Source organism: Anaeromonas gelatinilytica (genome assembly GCF_016820635.1).
GTDB lineage: Bacteria > Bacillota > Clostridia > Tissierellales > SIT17 > Anaeromonas > Anaeromonas gelatinilytica.
On sequence record NZ_WSFU01000086.1, the window covers coordinates 1 to 20,975 of the forward strand.

Annotated in this window: 23 protein-coding genes and 1 pseudogene; 1 reads left to right on the forward strand and 23 read right to left on the reverse strand. The window is 27.9% G+C overall.

The annotated features are described in order from the left end of the window. Positions 1-211 precede the first annotated feature (211 nt). From GOQ29_RS06725 to GOQ29_RS06805, 18 genes and pseudogenes are all read right to left on the reverse strand, one after another. A complete protein-coding gene (locus tag GOQ29_RS06725; RefSeq protein WP_203371880.1) occupies positions 212-985 on the reverse strand; it encodes a hypothetical protein in 774 nt (257 codons plus the stop codon). 471 nt (positions 986-1,456) lie between these two features. Beyond that, the gene (locus GOQ29_RS06730) at positions 1,457-2,776 is read right to left on the reverse strand and encodes a YjiH family protein (RefSeq protein WP_203371881.1); all 1,320 of its coding nucleotides are present in this window, start codon (positions 2,774-2,776) and stop codon (positions 1,457-1,459) included. A 223-nt stretch (positions 2,777-2,999) separates the two neighbouring features. Then, complete coding sequence (locus tag GOQ29_RS06735) at positions 3,000-3,680, reverse strand: NAD(P)H-dependent oxidoreductase (protein ID WP_203371882.1); 681 nt, start codon at positions 3,678-3,680, stop codon at positions 3,000-3,002. Continuing rightward, positions 3,673-4,251 carry a flavodoxin family protein gene (locus tag GOQ29_RS06740; protein WP_203371883.1) on the reverse strand — a complete coding sequence of 193 codons (579 nt, stop codon included), beginning with the start codon at positions 4,249-4,251 and terminating at the stop codon, positions 3,673-3,675. Before GOQ29_RS06740 ends, GOQ29_RS06735 begins: the two co-directional genes overlap by 8 nt. Positions 4,252-4,381: 130 nt before the next feature. Beyond that, on the reverse strand, positions 4,382-4,606 hold the full coding sequence (locus GOQ29_RS06745) for a hypothetical protein (protein WP_203371884.1): 225 nt from the start codon (positions 4,604-4,606) through the stop codon (positions 4,382-4,384). A gap of 102 nt (positions 4,607-4,708) precedes the next feature. Beyond that, a complete protein-coding gene (locus GOQ29_RS06750) occupies positions 4,709-5,284 on the reverse strand; it encodes a flavodoxin family protein (protein WP_203371885.1) in 576 nt (191 codons plus the stop codon). Between the two features lie 199 nt (positions 5,285-5,483). Further along, positions 5,484-6,203, reverse strand: a complete 720-nt coding sequence (locus GOQ29_RS06755; protein WP_203371886.1) for a MerR family transcriptional regulator — start codon at positions 6,201-6,203, stop codon at positions 5,484-5,486. A gap of 357 nt (positions 6,204-6,560) precedes the next feature. Next, the gene (locus GOQ29_RS06760) at positions 6,561-7,388 is read right to left on the reverse strand and encodes an endonuclease VIII (protein ID WP_203371887.1); all 828 of its coding nucleotides are present in this window, start codon (positions 7,386-7,388) and stop codon (positions 6,561-6,563) included. Positions 7,389-7,525: 137 nt separating this feature from the next. After that, on the reverse strand, positions 7,526-8,428 hold the full coding sequence (locus tag GOQ29_RS06765) for a class I SAM-dependent methyltransferase (RefSeq protein WP_203371888.1): 903 nt from the start codon (positions 8,426-8,428) through the stop codon (positions 7,526-7,528). 304 nt (positions 8,429-8,732) lie between these two features. Then, on the reverse strand, positions 8,733-9,353 hold the full coding sequence (gene yqeK / locus GOQ29_RS06770; protein WP_203371889.1) for a bis(5'-nucleosyl)-tetraphosphatase (symmetrical) YqeK: 621 nt from the start codon (positions 9,351-9,353) through the stop codon (positions 8,733-8,735). A gap of 141 nt (positions 9,354-9,494) precedes the next feature. Continuing rightward, positions 9,495-9,947: an HIT family protein gene (locus tag GOQ29_RS06775; RefSeq protein ID WP_252187546.1), complete on the reverse strand. Its 453-nt coding sequence runs from the start codon at positions 9,945-9,947 to the stop codon at positions 9,495-9,497. Between the two features lie 268 nt (positions 9,948-10,215). Next, a pseudogene (locus GOQ29_RS15005) lies at positions 10,216-10,347 on the reverse strand (GNAT family N-acetyltransferase); the annotation flags it as partial. 407 nt (positions 10,348-10,754) lie between these two features. Beyond that, entirely contained in the window at positions 10,755-11,222 is a 468-nt protein-coding gene (locus GOQ29_RS06780) for a hypothetical protein (protein WP_203371890.1), read from the reverse strand. Positions 11,223-11,511: 289 nt separating this feature from the next. Further along, positions 11,512-12,063, reverse strand: coding sequence for an ATP-binding protein (locus tag GOQ29_RS06785; RefSeq protein WP_203371891.1), 552 nt, complete (start codon positions 12,061-12,063; stop codon positions 11,512-11,514). Between the two features lie 348 nt (positions 12,064-12,411). After that, positions 12,412-13,014: a GNAT family N-acetyltransferase gene (locus tag GOQ29_RS06790; protein ID WP_203371892.1), complete on the reverse strand. Its 603-nt coding sequence runs from the start codon at positions 13,012-13,014 to the stop codon at positions 12,412-12,414. A gap of 207 nt (positions 13,015-13,221) precedes the next feature. Then, positions 13,222-13,746, reverse strand: a complete 525-nt coding sequence (locus GOQ29_RS06795; RefSeq protein ID WP_203371893.1) for a GNAT family N-acetyltransferase — start codon at positions 13,744-13,746, stop codon at positions 13,222-13,224. A gap of 522 nt (positions 13,747-14,268) precedes the next feature. Beyond that, positions 14,269-14,904 (reverse strand): SdpI family protein, encoded by a 636-nt coding sequence (locus GOQ29_RS06800; protein WP_203371894.1) that lies wholly within the window; start codon positions 14,902-14,904, stop codon positions 14,269-14,271. 1 nt (position 14,905) lies between these two features. After that, positions 14,906-15,166 carry an autorepressor SdpR family transcription factor gene (locus tag GOQ29_RS06805; protein ID WP_203371895.1) on the reverse strand — a complete coding sequence of 87 codons (261 nt, stop codon included), beginning with the start codon at positions 15,164-15,166 and terminating at the stop codon, positions 14,906-14,908. A 691-nt stretch (positions 15,167-15,857) separates the two neighbouring features. Between GOQ29_RS06805 and GOQ29_RS06810 the strand changes: the two genes are divergently transcribed. Continuing rightward, positions 15,858-16,166 (forward strand): hypothetical protein, encoded by a 309-nt coding sequence (locus tag GOQ29_RS06810; RefSeq protein WP_203371896.1) that lies wholly within the window; start codon positions 15,858-15,860, stop codon positions 16,164-16,166. A gap of 135 nt (positions 16,167-16,301) precedes the next feature. Here GOQ29_RS06810 and GOQ29_RS06815 read toward each other — a convergent pair whose 3' ends face one another. The 5 genes from GOQ29_RS06815 to argH all read right to left on the reverse strand — a co-directional run bounded on the left by GOQ29_RS06815 (position 16,302) and on the right by argH (position 20,970). Then, a complete protein-coding gene (locus tag GOQ29_RS06815; RefSeq protein WP_203371897.1) occupies positions 16,302-16,823 on the reverse strand; it encodes a GNAT family N-acetyltransferase in 522 nt (173 codons plus the stop codon). A 667-nt stretch (positions 16,824-17,490) separates the two neighbouring features. Beyond that, positions 17,491-18,258, reverse strand: a complete 768-nt coding sequence (locus GOQ29_RS06820; protein WP_203371898.1) for a hypothetical protein — start codon at positions 18,256-18,258, stop codon at positions 17,491-17,493. Next, on the reverse strand, positions 18,251-19,171 hold the full coding sequence (locus GOQ29_RS06825; protein WP_252187547.1) for an ABC transporter ATP-binding protein: 921 nt from the start codon (positions 19,169-19,171) through the stop codon (positions 18,251-18,253). The genes GOQ29_RS06820 and GOQ29_RS06825 overlap by 8 nt, the downstream gene beginning before the upstream one ends. Continuing rightward, positions 19,161-19,376 (reverse strand): PLD nuclease N-terminal domain-containing protein, encoded by a 216-nt coding sequence (locus GOQ29_RS06830; RefSeq protein WP_203371899.1) that lies wholly within the window; start codon positions 19,374-19,376, stop codon positions 19,161-19,163. Before GOQ29_RS06830 ends, GOQ29_RS06825 begins: the two co-directional genes overlap by 11 nt. Positions 19,377-19,650: 274 nt before the next feature. Further along, positions 19,651-20,970, reverse strand: a complete 1,320-nt coding sequence (gene argH / locus GOQ29_RS06835; RefSeq protein ID WP_203371900.1) for an argininosuccinate lyase — start codon at positions 20,968-20,970, stop codon at positions 19,651-19,653. Positions 20,971-20,975: the final 5 nt, after the last annotated feature.

The window sequence follows — 20,975 nt, forward strand, 5'->3', positions numbered from 1 at the left end:
ACCTTTCCATACAAGGACTTTCACCTTGCCAGTAATGCCAAGCTTTGCTTGGCGCACTAACGTCTCGTATTTCCGACGTCTCTGAACCGGACCCTCGGAGCCCTTCTCCCTTGCGATGCTCGCACCCGATGAAGAAATGTACGTAGCGAACGGAAATATTTTGTTATATGATGGTTTGAGCAACTCTTCGAAGTCAAATTAGCAACTATTTTTATTCAAACAATAAGCTTATTACCGCTTCTTTTTCCTCAGAAATTACAGTTCCTCCTGGTGACAAGTGAAGTAATATCTCTTCTTTTTTCCACAATCCTCCGATTGGTTTAATAATTCGGTTAGCACATTTTTTTAATATCTCAAATTGCTCACTTAAATTATCTGTAATGTACATTTGATTTATCAATTCATACAATTCATAATCAGAATCTTTAATGTAGTTTAAATGTACTTTGGACTTGCCTACCTCTAAATTATTTATTCTCGCATAGCATTGCAAGTACCAATCAAATGAAGAAAATATGAAAAATCTGGAATAAAGTTTGTCCTTATAAAGTCGATGTTCTAACTTATCTAATATATGTTGGAATGTAAATCTAAATAAATGTTTTTCAAATTCAGATAATTCTTCAGGCAATTTCCATTTGGAATTAATTCTTTCTAAAATATTCTTAGTAATACCATCCCTATCAAAAAGTATTTTACAATTTAAATGGACCAAGAAAAAAGGATCTCTTGGGCTATCTGTTAAAAAGTCTTCTACAGATAATATCATGCAATCTGTAGGTATTCCTGCAACATGAAAATGCACCCCAGTAAAGTTTTTAGATATTGATTTATTAAGAATAACCGTTAAGTCATAATCTCCTCCAACTTCCATGTTAGAAAATGTTCTTCCTCCATATTCAACAATCCCCACAACTTGCTCTTTCCTTTTCAAATGGTCGATTAGACTTATTATATCAGTAAAAGAATTTTTAATATCCATCATTTTTTCCTCCATCTTAATAGTAAACTATCTTATTAAATAATTGGATAAAGTATTTCTACAAAACATTGTTCATAGTTGCTCGAACTTTGATATAACTATTGCATTTACGAACCATAATTCGTCTTTTATCCCAATATGGGAGGATTTGCGAACTATGGTTCGTGAATATTTACTTATGTATGCATGCTTATTTCATTAATTTATCTAAAATCAATTCCACATTCTGTTGAAAAGTTACCTTCTTTTTCTCCCAAAAGCAGCCAATTTTATAATCTTTATACCATAACATATTTTCTTAAGATATTTAAAACAATCTTAAAAAGTATAGTACATCTATCTTTCCTTCTTATTTCTACAAACTTTTTCCATTTCCTTTATTTTTTATAAAAAATTCAGAAAGCTTAAATTTAATATAAATCTATTCATTTATTTATCTAATAAAAGCTAACCTCCTTAGATTAGCTTTTATTATTAAAATATTAAGTGTAATATTGGTACTGCTATTAATATAGTTAATATAATTCTTTCCATCCATATTATAATAAAATCTTTAAAATTTAATGGTATCTCTGTTGCCATTATACATGGTATTGAGGCTGAAAAGAATAGTACTTCTGATACACTTACAATACCTATAAAAAACTTTGTAATTATATCAGCTTCTGTCACTAACATTGCTGGTAAAAACATTTCAGCTATACTCAAAGCACTAGCTTTAGCTGCTAATAATGGCTCTGGTAATCTAGTTAATAAAGTAAATGGATAGAATATATAGCCTACAATATCAAATAATGGCGTATATTCTGCTAAAACTAATCCTAATACTCCTACAGACATAAGAGTTGGTCCAATTGATAATGCTAACTTTACACCTGCCTTTAAATTGATAATAATACTTTCTAATAATGTAGGTGCATTATCAAAAACCTTCATTCCCTCTTCATAAGCAATTTTAAATCTATTTCCTGTGACTACTTTTTCAACATCTCCCTTTTGTCCTTTATAATATGAATCAGTTTTTTTACTTAATGGATAAATTCTTGTCGTTATAGCAGTTACTATAAATGTTATTACTAATGTAAGCCAAAAATATAGTAACCAATTATCCATAAGCCCTAATGTATTTGCTACTATAACCATAAATGTTGCTGATACCGTTGAAAATCCTGTAGCTATAATTGCTGCTTCCTTGCCAGTATATTTTCCTTCTGTATAAACTTTATTGGTAATTAAGAGTCCTAATGAATAACTTCCTACAAAAGATGCCACTGCATCTATTGAAGATCTGCCTGGTGTCTTCCAGACTGGTCTCATAATAACTTGCATGAAAACCCCTATAAATTCCATCAGTCCATAGTTAACTAAGAATGCTAAAAATATCGATCCAATTGGAACTATAGTGGTTACTGGTATAACTATCTTTTCATAAACAAATGGAATTACATCTGGCTTAAGTAACTGTTTAGGTCCCATATTAAAAATTGCCATAAATATAAATACAATACCTGCTAATTTCAAAATTGAAAATATTGTTGTAGCTCTGTCTTTATTCCATGTTTTATTGATAAATGGAAGTATACCACCTATAGTTACTATTAATCCAGCATAAACTGGACCAAAATACGGAATAGATTTTATATAATTAACAATGTGATCTAATGGTATAGAGTTATTTCCCTTTATTGTAATAGTTGTAAAAAACATAAAGATCCCAATTAATGCATATAAAATGAATTTAAATACTTTTATAACACTCCTTCCACTTTTATTAGTATCATTTATTTTTTTCATAGAATCACCTCTCTTATATTGTTTATAACCTTTTGAACATCTTATAATCTATACCGAATTGGAATTTTGAATTTTCTGTATATTTTATTTAAAATTTAGCATATTATATACCCATATTCTTTGAAAAAAATCAGATATTTTAATGATTAATTCTTTACTCATAAATATTCACTTTTTTAATAACTATCGAAATTTATTAGTAATAACAATTACAGTTTGTTTGTTATATAAATGGTGTATCGTTTAATTTACTATAGGCTTTATTTTTCAAAGCTTGGATTCTCCATGAAATACTTCCCATAAAAGTATATAGCCATTTACTAGGTAAAAGTGGCTTTGCCATATATTCAATAGCCTTTTCAGAAATTTTTTCGTCTTTAATTATAGACTCACTTACTAAATCTAATGATTTTTTTACATTAGTAACCATACCTCCTAATTTATCTAAAGATTTTCCGCTAATAGCTCCTCCCATACCTAAAGATAATCCTCCAATCCACTGCATTCCTGTTTCCAAGGCAAACTGTTCACAAGTAGCAAGAGCATATCTATTGTGACTTGCTTCTGGAAAACCACAATTAACTATAGCAATTAACTTCTGTGTTCTTTCCTGCTGTTTCTCAGATATATTTTCTGCAATTAACTCAAAAGTTCTTATTACAGGAGCCGGAAGGGTATCAACATAAAGAGGAAAAGCAAGTAATATTAAATCCACATTTTCAATCTTATCAAGCAATTGTTCTCTTTTACTTTGTGATTTTAATTGTGAATGTATATGTAATACTTCTGTTTTAAAATTTTGCTCTTCAAGCTTTTTTAAAATATAATTACCTAGTACTGATGATGTACTATATACACCTCTAGGACTACCTATTAATAAAATTACTTTTCTTGTATTATTCATTTTTATCACTCACTCTATTTAAAAGATTATTTATTCCTTGTTGTATGTGATCTATATCTTTATTTTTGACAAAAACCTCACTTGCATAGTTTGGAGAATGTAAATTAATACTATTTCTTTTAATTAAATCATTAAACAATTCTACTTGTTCCTTCTCAAATTCTGACATTACTCCTATTCCTAAAATTGAAGGATACTCTTTATAACGTGGTTTATGATGTATCTCTCCATCAACTTTTATAAAGAAAGGGGAAATTAAAGGAATCATTCTATCAAGTGCTTTCTTAAGCTGATATGAATAACCTCCAAAAACTACTGGAGTTAAATAAATTATTAAATCTGAATTTATAAACATAGTTGCTATCTTATGAGCATAATCATCTATAACACAAATACCGGGTTTTTTTATCCAACACCCAAAACAACCTATACAATCAGCAATTTTTTCCTCATACAATATAACAGTATTAACTTCATAATCTCTATTTTCAAGTTCTTTTATAATAATTTTTGAATATTTATTTAAAGAAGCTTTATTATCTTTTTCTCCATTAAGTATCAAAGCTTTCATAGTTTCCTCCCTCTATTATGATAAACTAAAAATTCATAACTATCTCTTTCTTCACCTGTGCATAGCTGTATTTAAGTCAGAGAGTCTATTTGTTAATGTAAATAGAAGCATTTTATTCAGGGTGTGAGGTTCACAATAAAACATATCCTATTATATCCTTATTAATGGTTGCAACTAAACATAACTCAGGAATAAGTCCAGAATCACTCCTTACCTTATCAGCAAATTCCCATTCATTGAAATATTTATTCTTACCTGGTCTATCAAAAGCCTTTTTTACAACACCTTTTATTTCATTTATAAGTAATATTACAGGATTATTATTATGAAGAAAGCCTAAAACTTCGGTAAACATATTACTTATAATTCCTTGCTTCTGATATTTTAGGTATTACTCCAGTTCCACAATCATATACAGTAATTTTACCTTTAATCATATTTCACTAAATTAAAGTGTCTACAAATTATTACCCATTTTTTTTGCTTTACTTAAAATCTTTTTGGAAATGTTAGGATTTTTTTTAGTTCCTGGTTTCACAATTTTACCTATTACTTTATATCCACCATAATGTAAAACTTCTTTTACGGCTCTAACTGCTCCTCGACTTTCAGATGCAATAAAATTAAATGGCCAAGGTGTCGTGCAAGAAACAACAATCACCGCCCTTTTCCCTTTTTGCTTTGCTATCGGCATACCATTTGGTTTTTCTCCCATAAAAACTGGAACATTACGCTCAAAGAGAACTTTTAATTGTGAAGTCATATTCCCCCAATAAGTTGGAGTTCCTATGACTAAAGCATCTACTTCTTTTATCTTTTTACCAATAATATGTGCATCGTCTTTAGGTAGTACACATTCTCCATCTGGTCTACATTTCATACATGCAATACAAGGTTCCATCTGCAAACTATATATATCAACCCATTCTATTTCATTGTTTTTTTCTCTTACACCTTCTGTTATCTTTTTTAATAATGTGGAAATTGTTCCACTTTTACGAGGACTACCATTTAATATAAGAACTTTACTCATAGAATCTCACCTTCCCCATATCTTAGAATTAAACCCAAAGATAATACCCCCTATTTGATATTGGGGTATTACCTAACATTTTCATATTGCCGACGTTCGCTCTGACCCACAACTTCATTTCTAAAAAAAATGAGTGTGCAAAATGGCCGGCAATATAATGTTAAGTATGTTACACATGGAAAATATCACTAACTATCTTTTAGTCTCGAAAGGTATCTTTAAACCATCCTTTATGACCACAATTAGAACACTTTAAATATTTACTATTTATAGTCCCATTTGGTGAAATAAGGTCTTTCAAAAAACTAATCGAAAATTTTTCATGACAATTTGGACATACATATGCATTGACTTCAGAATGATAATAAATTAATCCTATCAATAATATTAAGGATATTCCAAGCATAATAATTTTAATAATACCACCCATTGAAAATGCAACTTTAAATCCTACTATTAATAATAAGGCATAGCAACCTAAGAAAATATACGTCATTATATCAGTCTTTTTATGATGATTTTTCTTCACTAATAAGTCATCCATTTCTTCAATACTCTCGACATTTACTTTTCCTGTTTCTTTAATTTGTTCTAAAATGGCATTTAATCGTTCTTTAGTTTGTTGCAATGCCTGAATATCTTCATGAATTTTTTCTTGTTGATTTAGTATGGTATCATATAATAAATCATACGTGTTTTCAGAACCTGCCAATGTTTTTATTTCATTTAAAGTAAATCCCAGTGCTTTGTAAAGACAAATACAACGAAATCTATTCAAGTCATCTTCTGAATAAATTCTTCTTCCCCCCTCACTTAATTCGGATGGTTTAATAATGCCTTTCTTATCATAATATTGGACTGTTCGAGTACTTACATTACATAATTTTGCAAGTTCTCCTGTTGAAAATGTCTTTTTCATATTTAATCACCTCAACTCTATAATAAAGCATTACCTTACGTAATAAGCAATACCTTACGTAACGTGATTTTATTAAAAAAGTATTATATACAACGATTTTAAAATAGTATATAATATCACCCAACTTTTACGTATCCCAAACATTTTCCAAGTAGTTCATGAACTTGGAAAATATGTAGTTAAAATTATATGTTATAATTTCTTATTCATTACAAGATTAAATATGAATGAAGTTGTCCTATTAAAACTCTCTTTTTTTCTTGCTTCTTTATTATTAGTTGCACTTCAATAGCCAATTACATTTATTTCCATGTTTTCACTAAATAATTCTATATAACAATATATATTATTTAGCCTTCATTCTATTTGACACCCTTCACAATAATATATACTTCCACCCATATAAGCTTTTTTTATGATATTTCCTCCACAAGCCATACATGGCTCTTTTAAAGTTTTTCTACTTAATTTAGTGACATAACCACCTGAGCATCCAAACAAATCCTTTTCTGTATCTCTACCACCATTTATGACCATTTCACGCAATGTAAATTTAATAGCATGATATAGCCTTTCTATCTCTTCATCAGATAATGTTATTACTTTTCTTTTGGGATGAACTTTAGCATTAAATAAAATATCTTGCAATACTCCATTACCAAGTCCAGGTATACGCTGCTCAGTTGCTAAAACAGCCTTCACACTTTTTTTCTGCAAGCTTTCATCTAATATAATATTCTTATAATATTTAAAATCAAATTCCTCCGATAGTGGTGATGGTTTTTCCTTAGCTAATTGATAATAAATGTTATCAAATTCTTCACCTTCAAAACACCATATGCCACCATACATTTGGATAGTCGCAACAAGTACTGACTTGTCATCAAACTGTATGAGTAATTGATGTCTTTGTGGTAATTTTTCTCCTTTAATAAAATATCTCAAACTTATTCCTTCACCCAATAATAATTTTGTATCACCTAAAATAATTTCAATAAAGCCACCATATGCATGAGTTTTTTCAATGATCTTACTATTTAATTTAGAATTATAATCACGATGATCTCCAAAAAACCATGCAAACTTATGTGGTGTTTGATTTACAATAACATCTTCAATTCTTTTTCCATGTAATGTTTCAATAATTTGATGTGATAATACAATTGCTTCTGGTATCTCAATCATACATTTTGCCCCCTATATTCGATTCCATTTCAGAAAATATTCCTAAAATAATACTATTAATCTTATCTAAACTCTTAGATACTCTTACCTTAAGCATATAATAAGAGATATAATATCTACATTTATTAGAATATTTCCTATTCAACCATCCCTGACACCACTTGTAATGATAAAATAGAATAATCCCAAATGTTCTTTCCTTCTTTTATAAATTTTAATCTTTGATTGGTTCTTTCAGTTATTAATTCTTTTAACTCAATTAGTTCATTATCTGACAATTTATCCCTTTTTAAACAAGTCGCAATGTTAATACCCTCAAACAACTGTTCCTTTTCTGACCGAACTATTGCCATTTTTTCATTAATTTTATTTCTTGAATCATCAATAACTATAGGAATAGCAATTGCATCAATTTGAATATTATTAAAGCCAAGTTCCTCAAGCAACCTAGGTAATCCTACAGGATCTGGCCAATACTTCCCAACACTATATTCATTATTAATTTCATCACTTTCTTTAAATAACTTATCGAAAAGTTCTTCTTCACGTTTGCTTTGCTTAGGCACTAAATCAGGTTCAGTTCTTATGTATTTATCTGGTCTCATATACATTACAGAAACTCTCCCCTTCAGTTTACATACCCTCTTTTGTTCCAGCAAAAATTCTTTATTTGGTACATGTTCTATTACAGTATGTGATATACAAGCATCAACTGAATTATCTTCTAATGGAATACTTAATGCATCTCCTTCATAATAGCTTATATTATTTAAACTCATCTTAATGGCTTTTTCTCTAGCATATTTAATAAATTCCGTATCTCTATCTATTCCTATTATTTTAGATTTTTCCCCTAACCACTTTGATAGTTTTCTTGCAATTGTACCTGGACCACAACCGATATCAAGTATTGTCATTCCTTCTGTAAGCCCAAGTATATTTAAAAATAAATCTTTTCTATCATCTCTAAATCTCATTTCTCTACTTAAATCAAGGTTTATAATACCTTGTATATTTTTTGACCAAATATCATTTTCCATAAACTTCCTCCTATAGCATTAGTCTATTGTCATCACGGTAAACATATCGGTCGTTCGGCGTATAAATTTCTCACACCGAGTTCCTCAAGTATACTCGCTTCCGTAATCAGCTATACTTCTACCATAGCTTTCTTGCTATTCCTCTCAGTGAAGTTTGCTTTAGTTATCCAGCCCTACATGTCCAACTAAAGTTTCCTTTGAGAACTACATATACTTTTTGTATATTATATTTTTAGTTCTAAAAAATCTCCTTATAATAGCCAATTATATTTTTATATAATCTATTTCTCCAACTCTTAATTTATTAATTATTATACCTGTCTTTTAAATCAAAATAAGCATCTTGTGTCCGGGGATGAAGGACTTTTAAATTATTTCTATTGTTCCATAGATGCTCTATATATGAAAAAGCACTATGTCCTAAAGACTCTTCTAATCCATTTAAGATCCCATCTAAAATTTCTTTAGAGTCATTACTATCCCAAGAAAGTTTATCTGCTATAAATAAAATTAAATCCAATTTATCAGCATTGGCTTTTAATGTAGTATGACATTTAATTACATTAAGTATATCTACATCTTCTATTCCAAATATGTCATAAGCCATAACTGCTGAAAGTTTACCATGTAGAATTTCAGGAAAAATTCTTTCTTCATCCAAAACATCTATCCCCAGTTTTTCAGCTAGATTAATTTTTTTGTCCTCTGAAACTACTCTACCTATATCATGTAAATATCCTGCTATTCTTGCTAAATCCTTATCAATTCCAAACTTTTCTGCTAATTCTTCTGCTTTCATAGCAACCTTTAAGGAATGCTCTGCAATATCTTCATAATTATGATAAACTAGAAATTCATAACTATCTCTTTCTATTTCACCTGTCAATATAAAATTATCTGTCAAATCAGATAAATATATATTCAATAAAATTTCCTCCTTAAAAATATATACTTAATTTTTTAATGGGCTCAATCAAATTCCTACTGTCAAAAATATTAAGCCAATAGATGTTGGGAAGACAATGTTATATGAAGCCCATGCCGGACACTTTCCAATGTACTTTAACTAAAAAACGAGTTTTTCAAGTTCACTTAATAGTTTTTCCTTTAATACCATTAGTTCTTCTTCACTTGGTATAGCTGCTTCAGAATACATCTTATTTTTATCTGTCCACCATACTGGCCCTTTAACATCGCCATCTCCATCTCGCCTTGCAAATATATGCCAATGCAAATGTGCATCTCCATTACCAAGTAATTCATAATTGATTTTGTCAGGTTTAAAAGCATTATAAACTGCCTCTCCAACAATGCTCATCTCAAATAAAAATCTTCTCCGAAATTCTTCATCTAAGAAGTGAAGTTCGGTAATATGTTTCTTACAAAGAAATAAAGTATATCCTTTAAAGTATTGATGATCACCTATCACTACATATCCAGTATCCAACTCTTTCACAAAATACCGATTTGTACAGCTTTTTATCATTTCGATTCGTTCACAAATTAAACATTGACTCATATTCCTTTCCTCCTAGCATAACAATAATTTAGCTACTTTTTTAGACACAAGTTTCATATAACATACTTCATCATTCATTGGTTTTACCATTAAAGACATGAATTTTCTTTATTTCATATTTCTATATATTCTTCTAAAGGATAAAATCCCATTTTATAATAAAACATTCTTGTCCTATTATAAAACTCATAATTTGCTGATTCCCCTAATGTTTTAACCATAATAATTTTAAAATTTCTTTCATTTGCGTATTCCATTACTTTATTAATTAATTTTTCCCTATACTCATTCTATGATATTCTTTTAATATTCCTAATAAATATATTTCAATAGTATATTTATTAATTACATTTAAACTTACTATACCTATTGCTTTTTCTCCATTATAAACTACAAAGAATGGCTTAGTATCTAAATTATTTGGATATTCATTTCTTCATTCTTCATCAAACCATTCTGGTAAAAAGAATATTACTTGTTTAGTAATTTTTTTCTTCAATGTTTCATCATAAATTTCTTTAATTTCAATCATAAATTATTCATCTACATTTCTTTTGCATTCATTCGATACAGTCTGGACGTTTTGAGGCTTAGTAACGTCATCTTATCTCTCTGCCATCTCTTTCCAATATCTGCTAAATCTCTGTTATGTAAAGTGCTATTTTTTCTTGCATAAGTATAAATTATGTAAACTATATCCTATAAGTGATAGGTTGCTATCTGTTATAAGAAGTGACAACATCTTTTCGCCTATAGCACTTTTCATAATATAATATTGTGTATAAAAGATATGCTCATCTGAAGAATTCATTCAAGCTTTTTTAATCCTTCAATAAGTTCGTTATACGATTTTTGATTTTTACATCTACCATATGATAAATCTTTATTATCACCAAACTCAAGAAGAAAGCACTTTGTCAATTCTTCTACTGTTTGTTCTAATGATATAAAGAATTGAGTATATGCAAAATCATATGCATTTGTTCCTTCTTCAAAATTAGCAATAATTAGAGATTCTGTAACTTGGTCAAGTGGGTACATTTTCAAATGAAACAATTCATGAACAATTACTTCTTCAAGATTTTCCTGTTTTGGATTAGCTATGTTGAGAAGAAGAACTGCTTTTCTGTCATCACAATCAATCTTTAAATCTCCTGTTTTTCTCCAGTTAAAATCATCAACAAATTCAAGTCGAATGTCCCAATATGGAGATACACGCAGTTTTTTGCGCCAAAATTCAAATGATTGAAATATTTTATTTTTATCAACTTTCATGTAATTCACCTCTCTAAAATCCTTATTTCACATAATTCTAAAATTCAGTAACATATTAAATTTTTGTCAAACAAAAATTGAAAGAATAGCTCTGATATCATCATTTCTTATAACGTTCTTGCTATCACTACGATAGTCCACATGCTTTTTGTGAACTACCTGCAAATAGCATGTCTTATGACTTCCTTATTCTTAATCTTATTTATAAATAGCATTATTTCATTTTCACAAGGACCAATTATTCCTATTCTCATTCTCATATTTCTCTCTCCTCAAATAAATACCCTAGTTATATTTTTTCAGCTTCTATAAACTCCAACACACTTTCTACTTTTTCTTCTAGCTCAAATACTCCTTCTAATCTTAGAACCTTACAGGGTAATTCAGTTATCCACTTTTCATGTAATTCCTTACTTCTAATTGTCAAGTCTCCATCATCATATTGAGCTGCCCAATTAATAAATTCCTTATGTTGCTTATGCATAATGCCATCAATTTCAATTAATTCTCCATACCTTTGCTTTTCCCTGTCTTTCAATCTATTCATTCGTAATTCCTTCGGAAGCCAAAGATATATCACTAAGTCAAAATAGGGAATAAAAACGTCTCCCCAGCCACATAGTGATCCCGATAGAATCCAATCATTATGTCTTTTCAAATGAGAATTCAACAATGTCTTTCTTTCTTCTTTATCCCTTTTCTCTTGAAATGGTGGATTGGTAGGCTTCCAAAAATAATTATCTGTATCAAAATGCATATAACTTAATTTATTAGACAATACTTGGGCTAAAGTAGTTGTTCCTGAACCTGACGCTCCTAGAATATGAATTTTATTAATCATATAATGCCTCCTTAATATGCCATTTTCTCATTCAAGTATTCTGTCTTATAACGTTGGGAATTACCAACACGGTGAATTTTACATAACTCCTATGTTAACGAAATCATGTGACACACCAACTTCTTTGAATTAATTTCATGAATCATATTTTTATCAAAAAAACTTGTCAATTTCATTACTAACTTCTTTTCCTACCATAAAAGAATAATTATAATATTTCCATATTAAATCAATATCTTTAAAATCTTTTCCTTTAAACCACTTTAGATGATTAACTGAAGTAGTTGAACTCTATCTTATGGCTTCCCATTTGAAAATTAAAACTAATAATAACTACTCTTCAGTATATTATTCTTTTAACATAGACCATTGGGTTATACCAGTTTCAGGAATTATACCCTCAAAAACAACTTTAAAGCCATACTTTTTATAAATTGCTACATTTTCAAATTTATGTGTTTCCAGGTAGCAAGACTCATCACTCTTTTCAGTTAAATCCACGATAGATTTTAATAGCTTACCTCCATGACCCTGCCCCTGCTCACTAGGATCAACACCAATTAACATTATATATTGATGAGGTTCATTAATAGCATCCTGATGTATCCTTGTATAAAACTCATTGAATTGACCAAATCTGTTTCCAACATTACCTCCTAACTTTAACAACGACAACCCTCCAGATCTTAATATTCTAATCAAATTAAACTTATAATTATCATGGTATAAAAAAAGTAATATTCCTTCAATATTAGATGAACTGGCATAAGCCTTCCCATAAATCATAGTATACCTTATAATAAATTTAAAAACAGTTCTTAAATTATCTTCATTATATTTTTTCCCTAAAAAATATCTAAAAATAGGGTAATCATAAAAGGCTTTAACTAAAATTTTAGCACTTTTATCAATATCTTTCTTTTCTAGCTTATACAATTTATCAATTTCCATTTTAACTCATTCCCTTTATTTTTATATTATTCTATAGTTTCATCAAATAAAAATAATATCAAACGCAGTCCACAATTATGATCTATAGAAGCAGAAGTATCAAATTCCAATACATCCGAGCCATAGGCTATCAATCCGTTCAATTAAGAATGATTGAATTTAATTAGAAGCTTAACAATATCAAGCGTTATATATCGCCTTTTAATCTTAATCTAAAGTTATCCAATATCTTTGTGTAATTCTATCTCCTTCTGGTATTTCATTTTCCAATATACCACCATTATTTATAATAGTCTTTGCCGATGCAACATTATCTTTATCGCAGGTAATCAAAACTTTCTTGATATTTAATTTTATACATTCTGCTAATCCCAATGCTAACATTTCAGTTGCATATCCTTGCTTCCTCTCTGATTTTCTAATGCTGAAACCTATATGTCCACCAAAATTTAATAAATAATCATTCAAACGATGTCTAATATCAATCATGCCAATCAAACTACCGTCATTAATAGAAATAGCCATATATGTAGCTGCTGGAACTAATCCGTCCCTTACAGTTTCTTCTTTTAAATTATCACAAAATGCACTATACCAATCTTCAAAGGTTTCAGAAGTTCTCAAGCCTGCAGTACCATCCATACTATCCCTATTTTCAATAAATTCTCTTTTATATTCCATAAGTTTCTCTTTATACTCCAGTGTCGGCAAAACTAATCTTAATCTGTTCATTTTATTCCTCCAATTATATAAATAATTTTAATTCATCATATTCATCACATACATCATAAATAGCTTGTATAATATATTATCTATCTTCAAGGCATTTCTTTTTTTATTAAACAGGACCCTAAAAAACAACTCTTATATTATCATTTCAAATAACTACTGCATTCACAAATTATTGTTCATATTTTATTCCAATATAAATTAAATTCTTTACTTACTATTTCTACAAAATTTTTCCGTTTCCTTCATTTTTTTATAAAAATTCAGAATGTTTAAATATTACTTGATATACTCCTATTATTTCTCTAAATATTCATACAAACTAGTCCATAGATTAAATATACTAAAAGGCTCCCTGATGTATTGAACTTTGATCTCATAATAAAAAATTATTTAAATTTAAGATAATGTAGTAACACATATTTTCTCTGAGTTTTCTTTCCATAATAAAAATCCCCTTATAATAAACACTTATACTTTCTAACTGTCTACTATAAAGGGAATTATATTATTTTGTCGTACCTTTTATTTATCTTCTAGCTTCCTATACAATAAATATGAATATACTGTAGTAAATATTAATAATACAACTATTCCTCCTATAACCAATCCCATAGCAATATTTCCAGGAATAAAACCACCAATCATAAACATTAATCCTAATATTATAAATATATATCCAGAAGCTCTATGAGTTTTTTTCCATACTTCTTCACTAGCTAAAGTCCATGGATTTCTTATTCCAAAGAAATAATTATGTCTAATCTGTCCCATATAATTACCTAAAACTATAAACAATATTCCTACTCCTATATTCACTAATAACTTAACATTTATATCATTACCTAAAGATGCATATACAGTTATCCAGTGTATAGCTATCATAAACAATATTCCTACATAAATAGTCATATTGTAAGCTTTCTTATGCTTTTTATATGATTCTCTTCTTGGATCAATCTTAGGTAAAAATCTCATCAATAAATATAATACTAGAGGTAAAAGTGCTGTTAAAAATACTCCAGATCTTCCCCAGTAAGCATCTACTTCTCCGCTACTATTCCAATGACGAGGTATTTCGTCTGGAAGACTCCCATATATGAATATAGTTCCTATTATTGATATTAAAGCTATAATTATTAAAAATCTATCCTTTTTCATACTAATTTCCCTCCCTTAAATCAAAAAACCATTTCATAACCTCTTGCACTACAGTTGTATTTAATGAATATATTACATTCTGACCATCCTTCTCCCATAAAACTAATTCAGCATTTTTTAATATACTTAGATGATGACTTATTGACGGTTTACTTATATCAAAGTAATTAGCTATTTCTCCTGCTGTCATATCTCTTTCTTTCAAATATTCTATTATTTTGCGTCTAGTAGGATCAGATAAAGCTTTAAAAACTTTATTCACAATATCACCACCTCATTTTATAAAGTATTTAGATGTTTATTTAAATATCTAATTTCATATTACTATTATATTCTCAAATTGTCAAGATGATACTAAAAAACACTTCATAAATATGAAGTGTTTTCTAGTATCATAAAGTTGTTATATCCTTAATAGCATTTACCTAAAAAAGGTTGACAAAATAATATAACTAATATTAAGAAGAAAAATAGTAACTCACTATTACATCCACCTTTGAAACCACCTAAGATTCCACCTATATCAGACATAAAGTTTCATTCCTTTCATTTAATATATTCTTTTTATCTACTATCTACTATATAATATACATTAAATGAAAAAAGGTACCATTTGTTTAGCTAATATTGAAAATTCCCCCACTTAATAAAAAATTATGTTTTATTCATCCAGTAAACAGTTTCTTTTACTTTAAATAACTGTGTACATCTCCCTTAGATACTTTACTTATTTCTATCAAGTCATTCTCTTTTATTCCTTTAAGCTTTTATATCTTTTTCCTCAATTTTTTTGTGTATTTATAAGTAATTTTATCATTCCTATCTCTACTTCATTTTTATCTTATACACTATAAAAAAATATTTCTTGTAATCTAATTTATATTTTTATTGAACCATTGTTTATTCTTTAAATTTTGTTATAATATAATTATAAAATAAGAAAGGTTGATTATATGGAAAATACTGAAAACCTTTTAAAGCAAATCCTAAATAGTCAAAATGATATAAAACAAGACATAAATAATATGAACCAAGATATAACTGATATAAAACAAGATATAAACAATATAAAACAAGATGTAACTGACATGAAATCTAAACTTAATTCAGTAGTTGACCAAACAGCAAATTTAACTGAATTTAAAACTCATACAAATCAAAGTTTTAGCGATATAAAAGATACACTTAAGTTTATTATTCATAAAGAAGTAGAGAACGAACAAGAAATATTTAAATTAAAACAAGTAAATAATAAAAAATAGTTTGTATTTGAGCTGAAATCAGCTCTTTTTTATTTGAAATTTTGAACTATCATGCCTTGTTATGTGTAGTTTCTATCTTTAATTCAATACCAATATTTTATTGCAATATAAAGGAATATTATTACATAACTATAATTAAGGATTAATCTTACTTTTCAAAGTAATATGCATTTCCACTAAATTGTATTTTCTTCCATCTACAACTTTCTTGGACATCTTTTCAACAGAAAATCCCATCTTGCTCCAGAATAAATAACCAATTTCATTAGTTTCATAACATGCAAGTTTAATTTCTGCAAAATTATTATTTTTAGTTGTCTTAATAAATGTATTTATAATCTGTCTGCCTATACCTTTCTCATGTTTATCCATATGTAGCATAAAGAACCCTAAATATAATACATTTTCATTAGGATATCCTTCTACATAATCCAAAACAGCAATCATGTCATCTCCTTTGTAAAATCCCATGAAAAATTTCTGTTCTAAATCCACTTTCGGTGGAAGTGCCGTTATATCCTCTCTACATTCATCTAAAGTAAGTATATGCGATTGGGTTCTTGAATAAAAATATGTATTAGACTGCATAAGCTTAAATGCATCTTCTATGTTGTTTTCATCTATTTTACGTACATTTGTAAATGAGTCTTTTTCCATAAATCCTATTGGAATTTAGGATATTTTAAAACATATTTTAAAAATTCTTTACCCCTTATTTCTACAAATTCTTTCCGTTTCCTTTATTTTTTTGCATAACAAAATAAAAGCATCTATATCTTTACACTAATTTATGTGGATATAGATGCTTTTATTGTAGTTTTAAATTAAATTGAAATCTTTTTACTTATTCTCAAAAAATTCATTTTGAGACAGCCCCATCATACCTTAATAGCACTTACCTAAAAAAGGTTGACAAAATAATACAACTAATAGTAAGAAGAAAAATAGTAACTCACTATCACATCCGCCTTTAAAATGACCTAAGATTCCACCTCTATCAGACATAAAGTTTCATTCCTTTCATTTAATATATTCTTTTTATCTACTATATAATATACATTAAATGAAAAAAGGTTCAATTTTATAATTTATTTAAATTTTTTAATACATATTAAAATATCCTAATATCTGCATGATGTGGTCGTATATTTAGTGAGTAAACTTTCTTTCCTAACTAATTCTATTGCTTTAACATCATCTATATGTGGGGTATATTTATTTATTGAAGAAAGTATTAAGAATCTAAATGAATCTAATATTATCTCTCATTTTAATAAAGATAAAATAGTTCCTATTGAAAATGGACTCAAATTATTTAATAAAATTAATCTAACTCAATTTTATTCATTCTATATATAGTTATCCCTATGAAAATAAAAATATATATGAATGTAAGTAAAATTGACTTATTTAAAAAACTATCATAATTATCACTTAAAATATTAGCCTGATTAACTAAATAATATGGAGAAAACTTAGATATTTTTTCTATCATACCTATTGCAGGACTAAGATATATAATACTTAAGCTTAAAATACCTGCTGCAATGCTTTTTCTAAATAAGCTACTCATAAGTAACACTAGACTTAGATTAAATAAAAAATATACTCCAAAGATTGAACTACTCTTCAACACCCTTCCAATATTAATTATTTCTTCTGGAAAAAGTAGTTTTGAATAATAGTAGTTTATCAAAAATCCTATAAGGATAATAATAAATATTGCTCCAGCATATACAATATATTTTGCTAATACTATACCATTTATATTTACTTTATTAGAATATGGTATTATTAATGTCTTATTTTTTATCTCTTCAGATAATAGTCCCATAAGAGTTAATACAATTACCAAATTAGATATTTGAAATAAATTTTGCATATAATTTTGTATAGCACCTTCTTGAGTATAATTTGCTAGCTGAGATAAATCCATACCTGGTGCTTGATTCTCTAATATATGTGGCAATAGCTTCAACATTAGTGGATCTAATAGTGCAAATAATATAATACCTAAAGCTATTATTAAAAATTTAAAATTTCTTATACCTTCCATATATTCTTTTTTTATATAAGCAGTAAAACTATTCATTTTCATTCACCACCTTTATAAATATATCTTCCAAATTACTTCTTCTTAAATTTAGAGACAATATAGGTATATTTAATTCTGATAATAACGCTATTATGTCTCTACTATCAATATTCTCATCTACATGTAAATTCATAATATTATCTTTTACTTCAATATCTTTAATCCAATCTTCCTTTATTTCATCTATAGTTTCTTGATTAATATTATTTTCAAACTCAATATCATATATAGAATGTAAATATCTTTGCTTTAGCATATCAAGTTTCTCTTCTAATATAATTTTTCCGTTGTAAAGTATTCCTACTTTATCACAAATCCTTTCTATATCACTTAATATATGAGTAGATAAAAATACAGTTATTCCTAGATTTTTAAGATTTTTTATTATATTTATTACATCTTTTCTTCCAGTAGGGTCTAAAGCAGAAGACGGTTCATCCAATAGTAATATCTCAGGATTATTATACATTGAAACAGCTATACCTAGCCTCTGTTTCATCCCCCTTGAATATCCTCCAATTTTTCTATTACTACTCTTTTCAAGTTTTACTAATTCTAATAATTCTTTATTTCTAACCTTTATTTTGTTTTTATTAAATCCCAATACTTCTCCGATAAATGTAAGATACTCATTGGAGGTCATATAAGGATAAAATTTAGGTTCCTCAGGAAGATATCCTATCATTCCTTTAAGATTGCTTCTATTATTTTTCATATCTAGTGAATTTAAAGTTATATCTCCATCATTATAACCAATTATACCTGCCAATATATTCATCGTAGTAGTTTTTCCAACCCCATTATGACCTAGAAACCCATATATTTCACCTTTTTCTACATTGAAATTCACACCATTTAATACTTTATTATTTCCATATCTTTTTGTTAGATTTTCTGCTCTAATCATCATAATTATTCCTTCTTCCAAATATTAAAAATACTATAGGACCTAATGTTGATATTAACAATACTACTAATGTCCAAGCTATCTTATTTAAATTTTTTACTCCATTTTTGAATATGGAAACTAAGCAAAACATCTTCAATGCCAATTCTACTATAATAACTGGTAAGAACATTTTAAATATTTCCATAGTACTTAATCCTTCCAACATATATACCCTCCTCAATATAATACTTATTAATCATTTTATTATTTAGATAATTAGATAGTTATCTAAATATGTAAATAAATTATATAACAACCTTAATATTATGTCAATCATTAATTTATGAATATAAAAAACTACTAGCACCTATATATAAGTTCTAGTAGTTTATAAGAAATATAGTAAACTCTGGTAACATCTACTCTTCCAGATAGTTTCTCTCTCACTTCTACTTTCCATTATCTAAATAGTATTAATTAGTTCTTATTTTAAAAATATATCATTTCATTTCTTTTTTTATTCCTTTTTTAAGACTATTTTCATATTTAATATAATCATATATACTCTTATCAAAAAGATCACTAAATTGATTCAGCTCATTTAATTTCAACTCTTCAATAGTCTTATTTTTTTCTTCGCAATATAATACTACACTTCCAACAAGTCCATGAGCTTCCCTAAAAGGCATTCCTTTTAGAACTAAGTAATCAACTACCTCTGTAGCATTTAAAAAACCCGTCTTTACAGCTTTCTTCATTTTATTCTTATTTATCTCTAAAGATTTCAGCATTTCAGCCATTATCTTAAGAGAGGATTGAACTGTTTTTACAGAATCAAAAAATGGTTCTTTGTCTTCTTGCATATCCTTGTTATATGCTAGTGGTAATGCTTTCATAATAGTTAAAAGGGATATTAAAGACCCATATACCCTTCCTGTTTTCCCTCGAATAAGCTCAGCTGCATCAGGATTTTTCTTTTGAGGCATTATACTACTTCCAGTAGCAAACATATCACTTATTTCAATAAAATCAAATTCATTGCTATTCCACAAAATAAGTTCTTCACACAATCTACTTAAGTGTATCATTATTATAGAAAAAGCTGATACAATTTCAATAAGATAATCTCTGTCACTTACCCCGTCTAAAAAATTATCTACACATCCACTAAACCCGAGTTTCTTAGCAGTAAACTTTCTATCTATACTATATGTTGTTCCTGCTAAAGCGCAACACCCAAGAGGACTTTCATTAAAAATTTTAATCGCATTTTCCAGTCTTTTTATATCTCTTTCAAACATACTTACATAGGCTAGTAAATGATATTTAAAAGTGACAACCTGAGCTCTCTGTAAATGAGTATATCCCGGCATAATGACATCTTCATTTTTTTCACCTAATTCTTTTAAAACATTTATAAGTTGTTCTAAATCATATATACTTTCTTTTACTTTCAATTTTGCATATAATTTCATATCTACTGCTACCTGATCATTTCTACTTCTGGCAGTATGAAGTTTTTTTCCTGTATCACCTAGTATTCCAACAAGCTTTGTTTCTATAAAGCTATGTATATCCTCATAATTTCCTTCTATGATTAAATTTTCATTTTCAATTTCTTCTTGAATTTCTTTTAGACTTTTAATTAACAAATGCTCTTCCTCTTTGCTCAAAATTCCACACTTAGATAGCATTTGTACATGTGCAATACTTCCTTTAATATCCTGTTCATATAAAATTTTATCAATTCCCAAAGAACTATTAAAATCCTCCATTAATTTACTTTCAACTGATGTAAACCTACTTCCCCAAAGCTTCATATCAA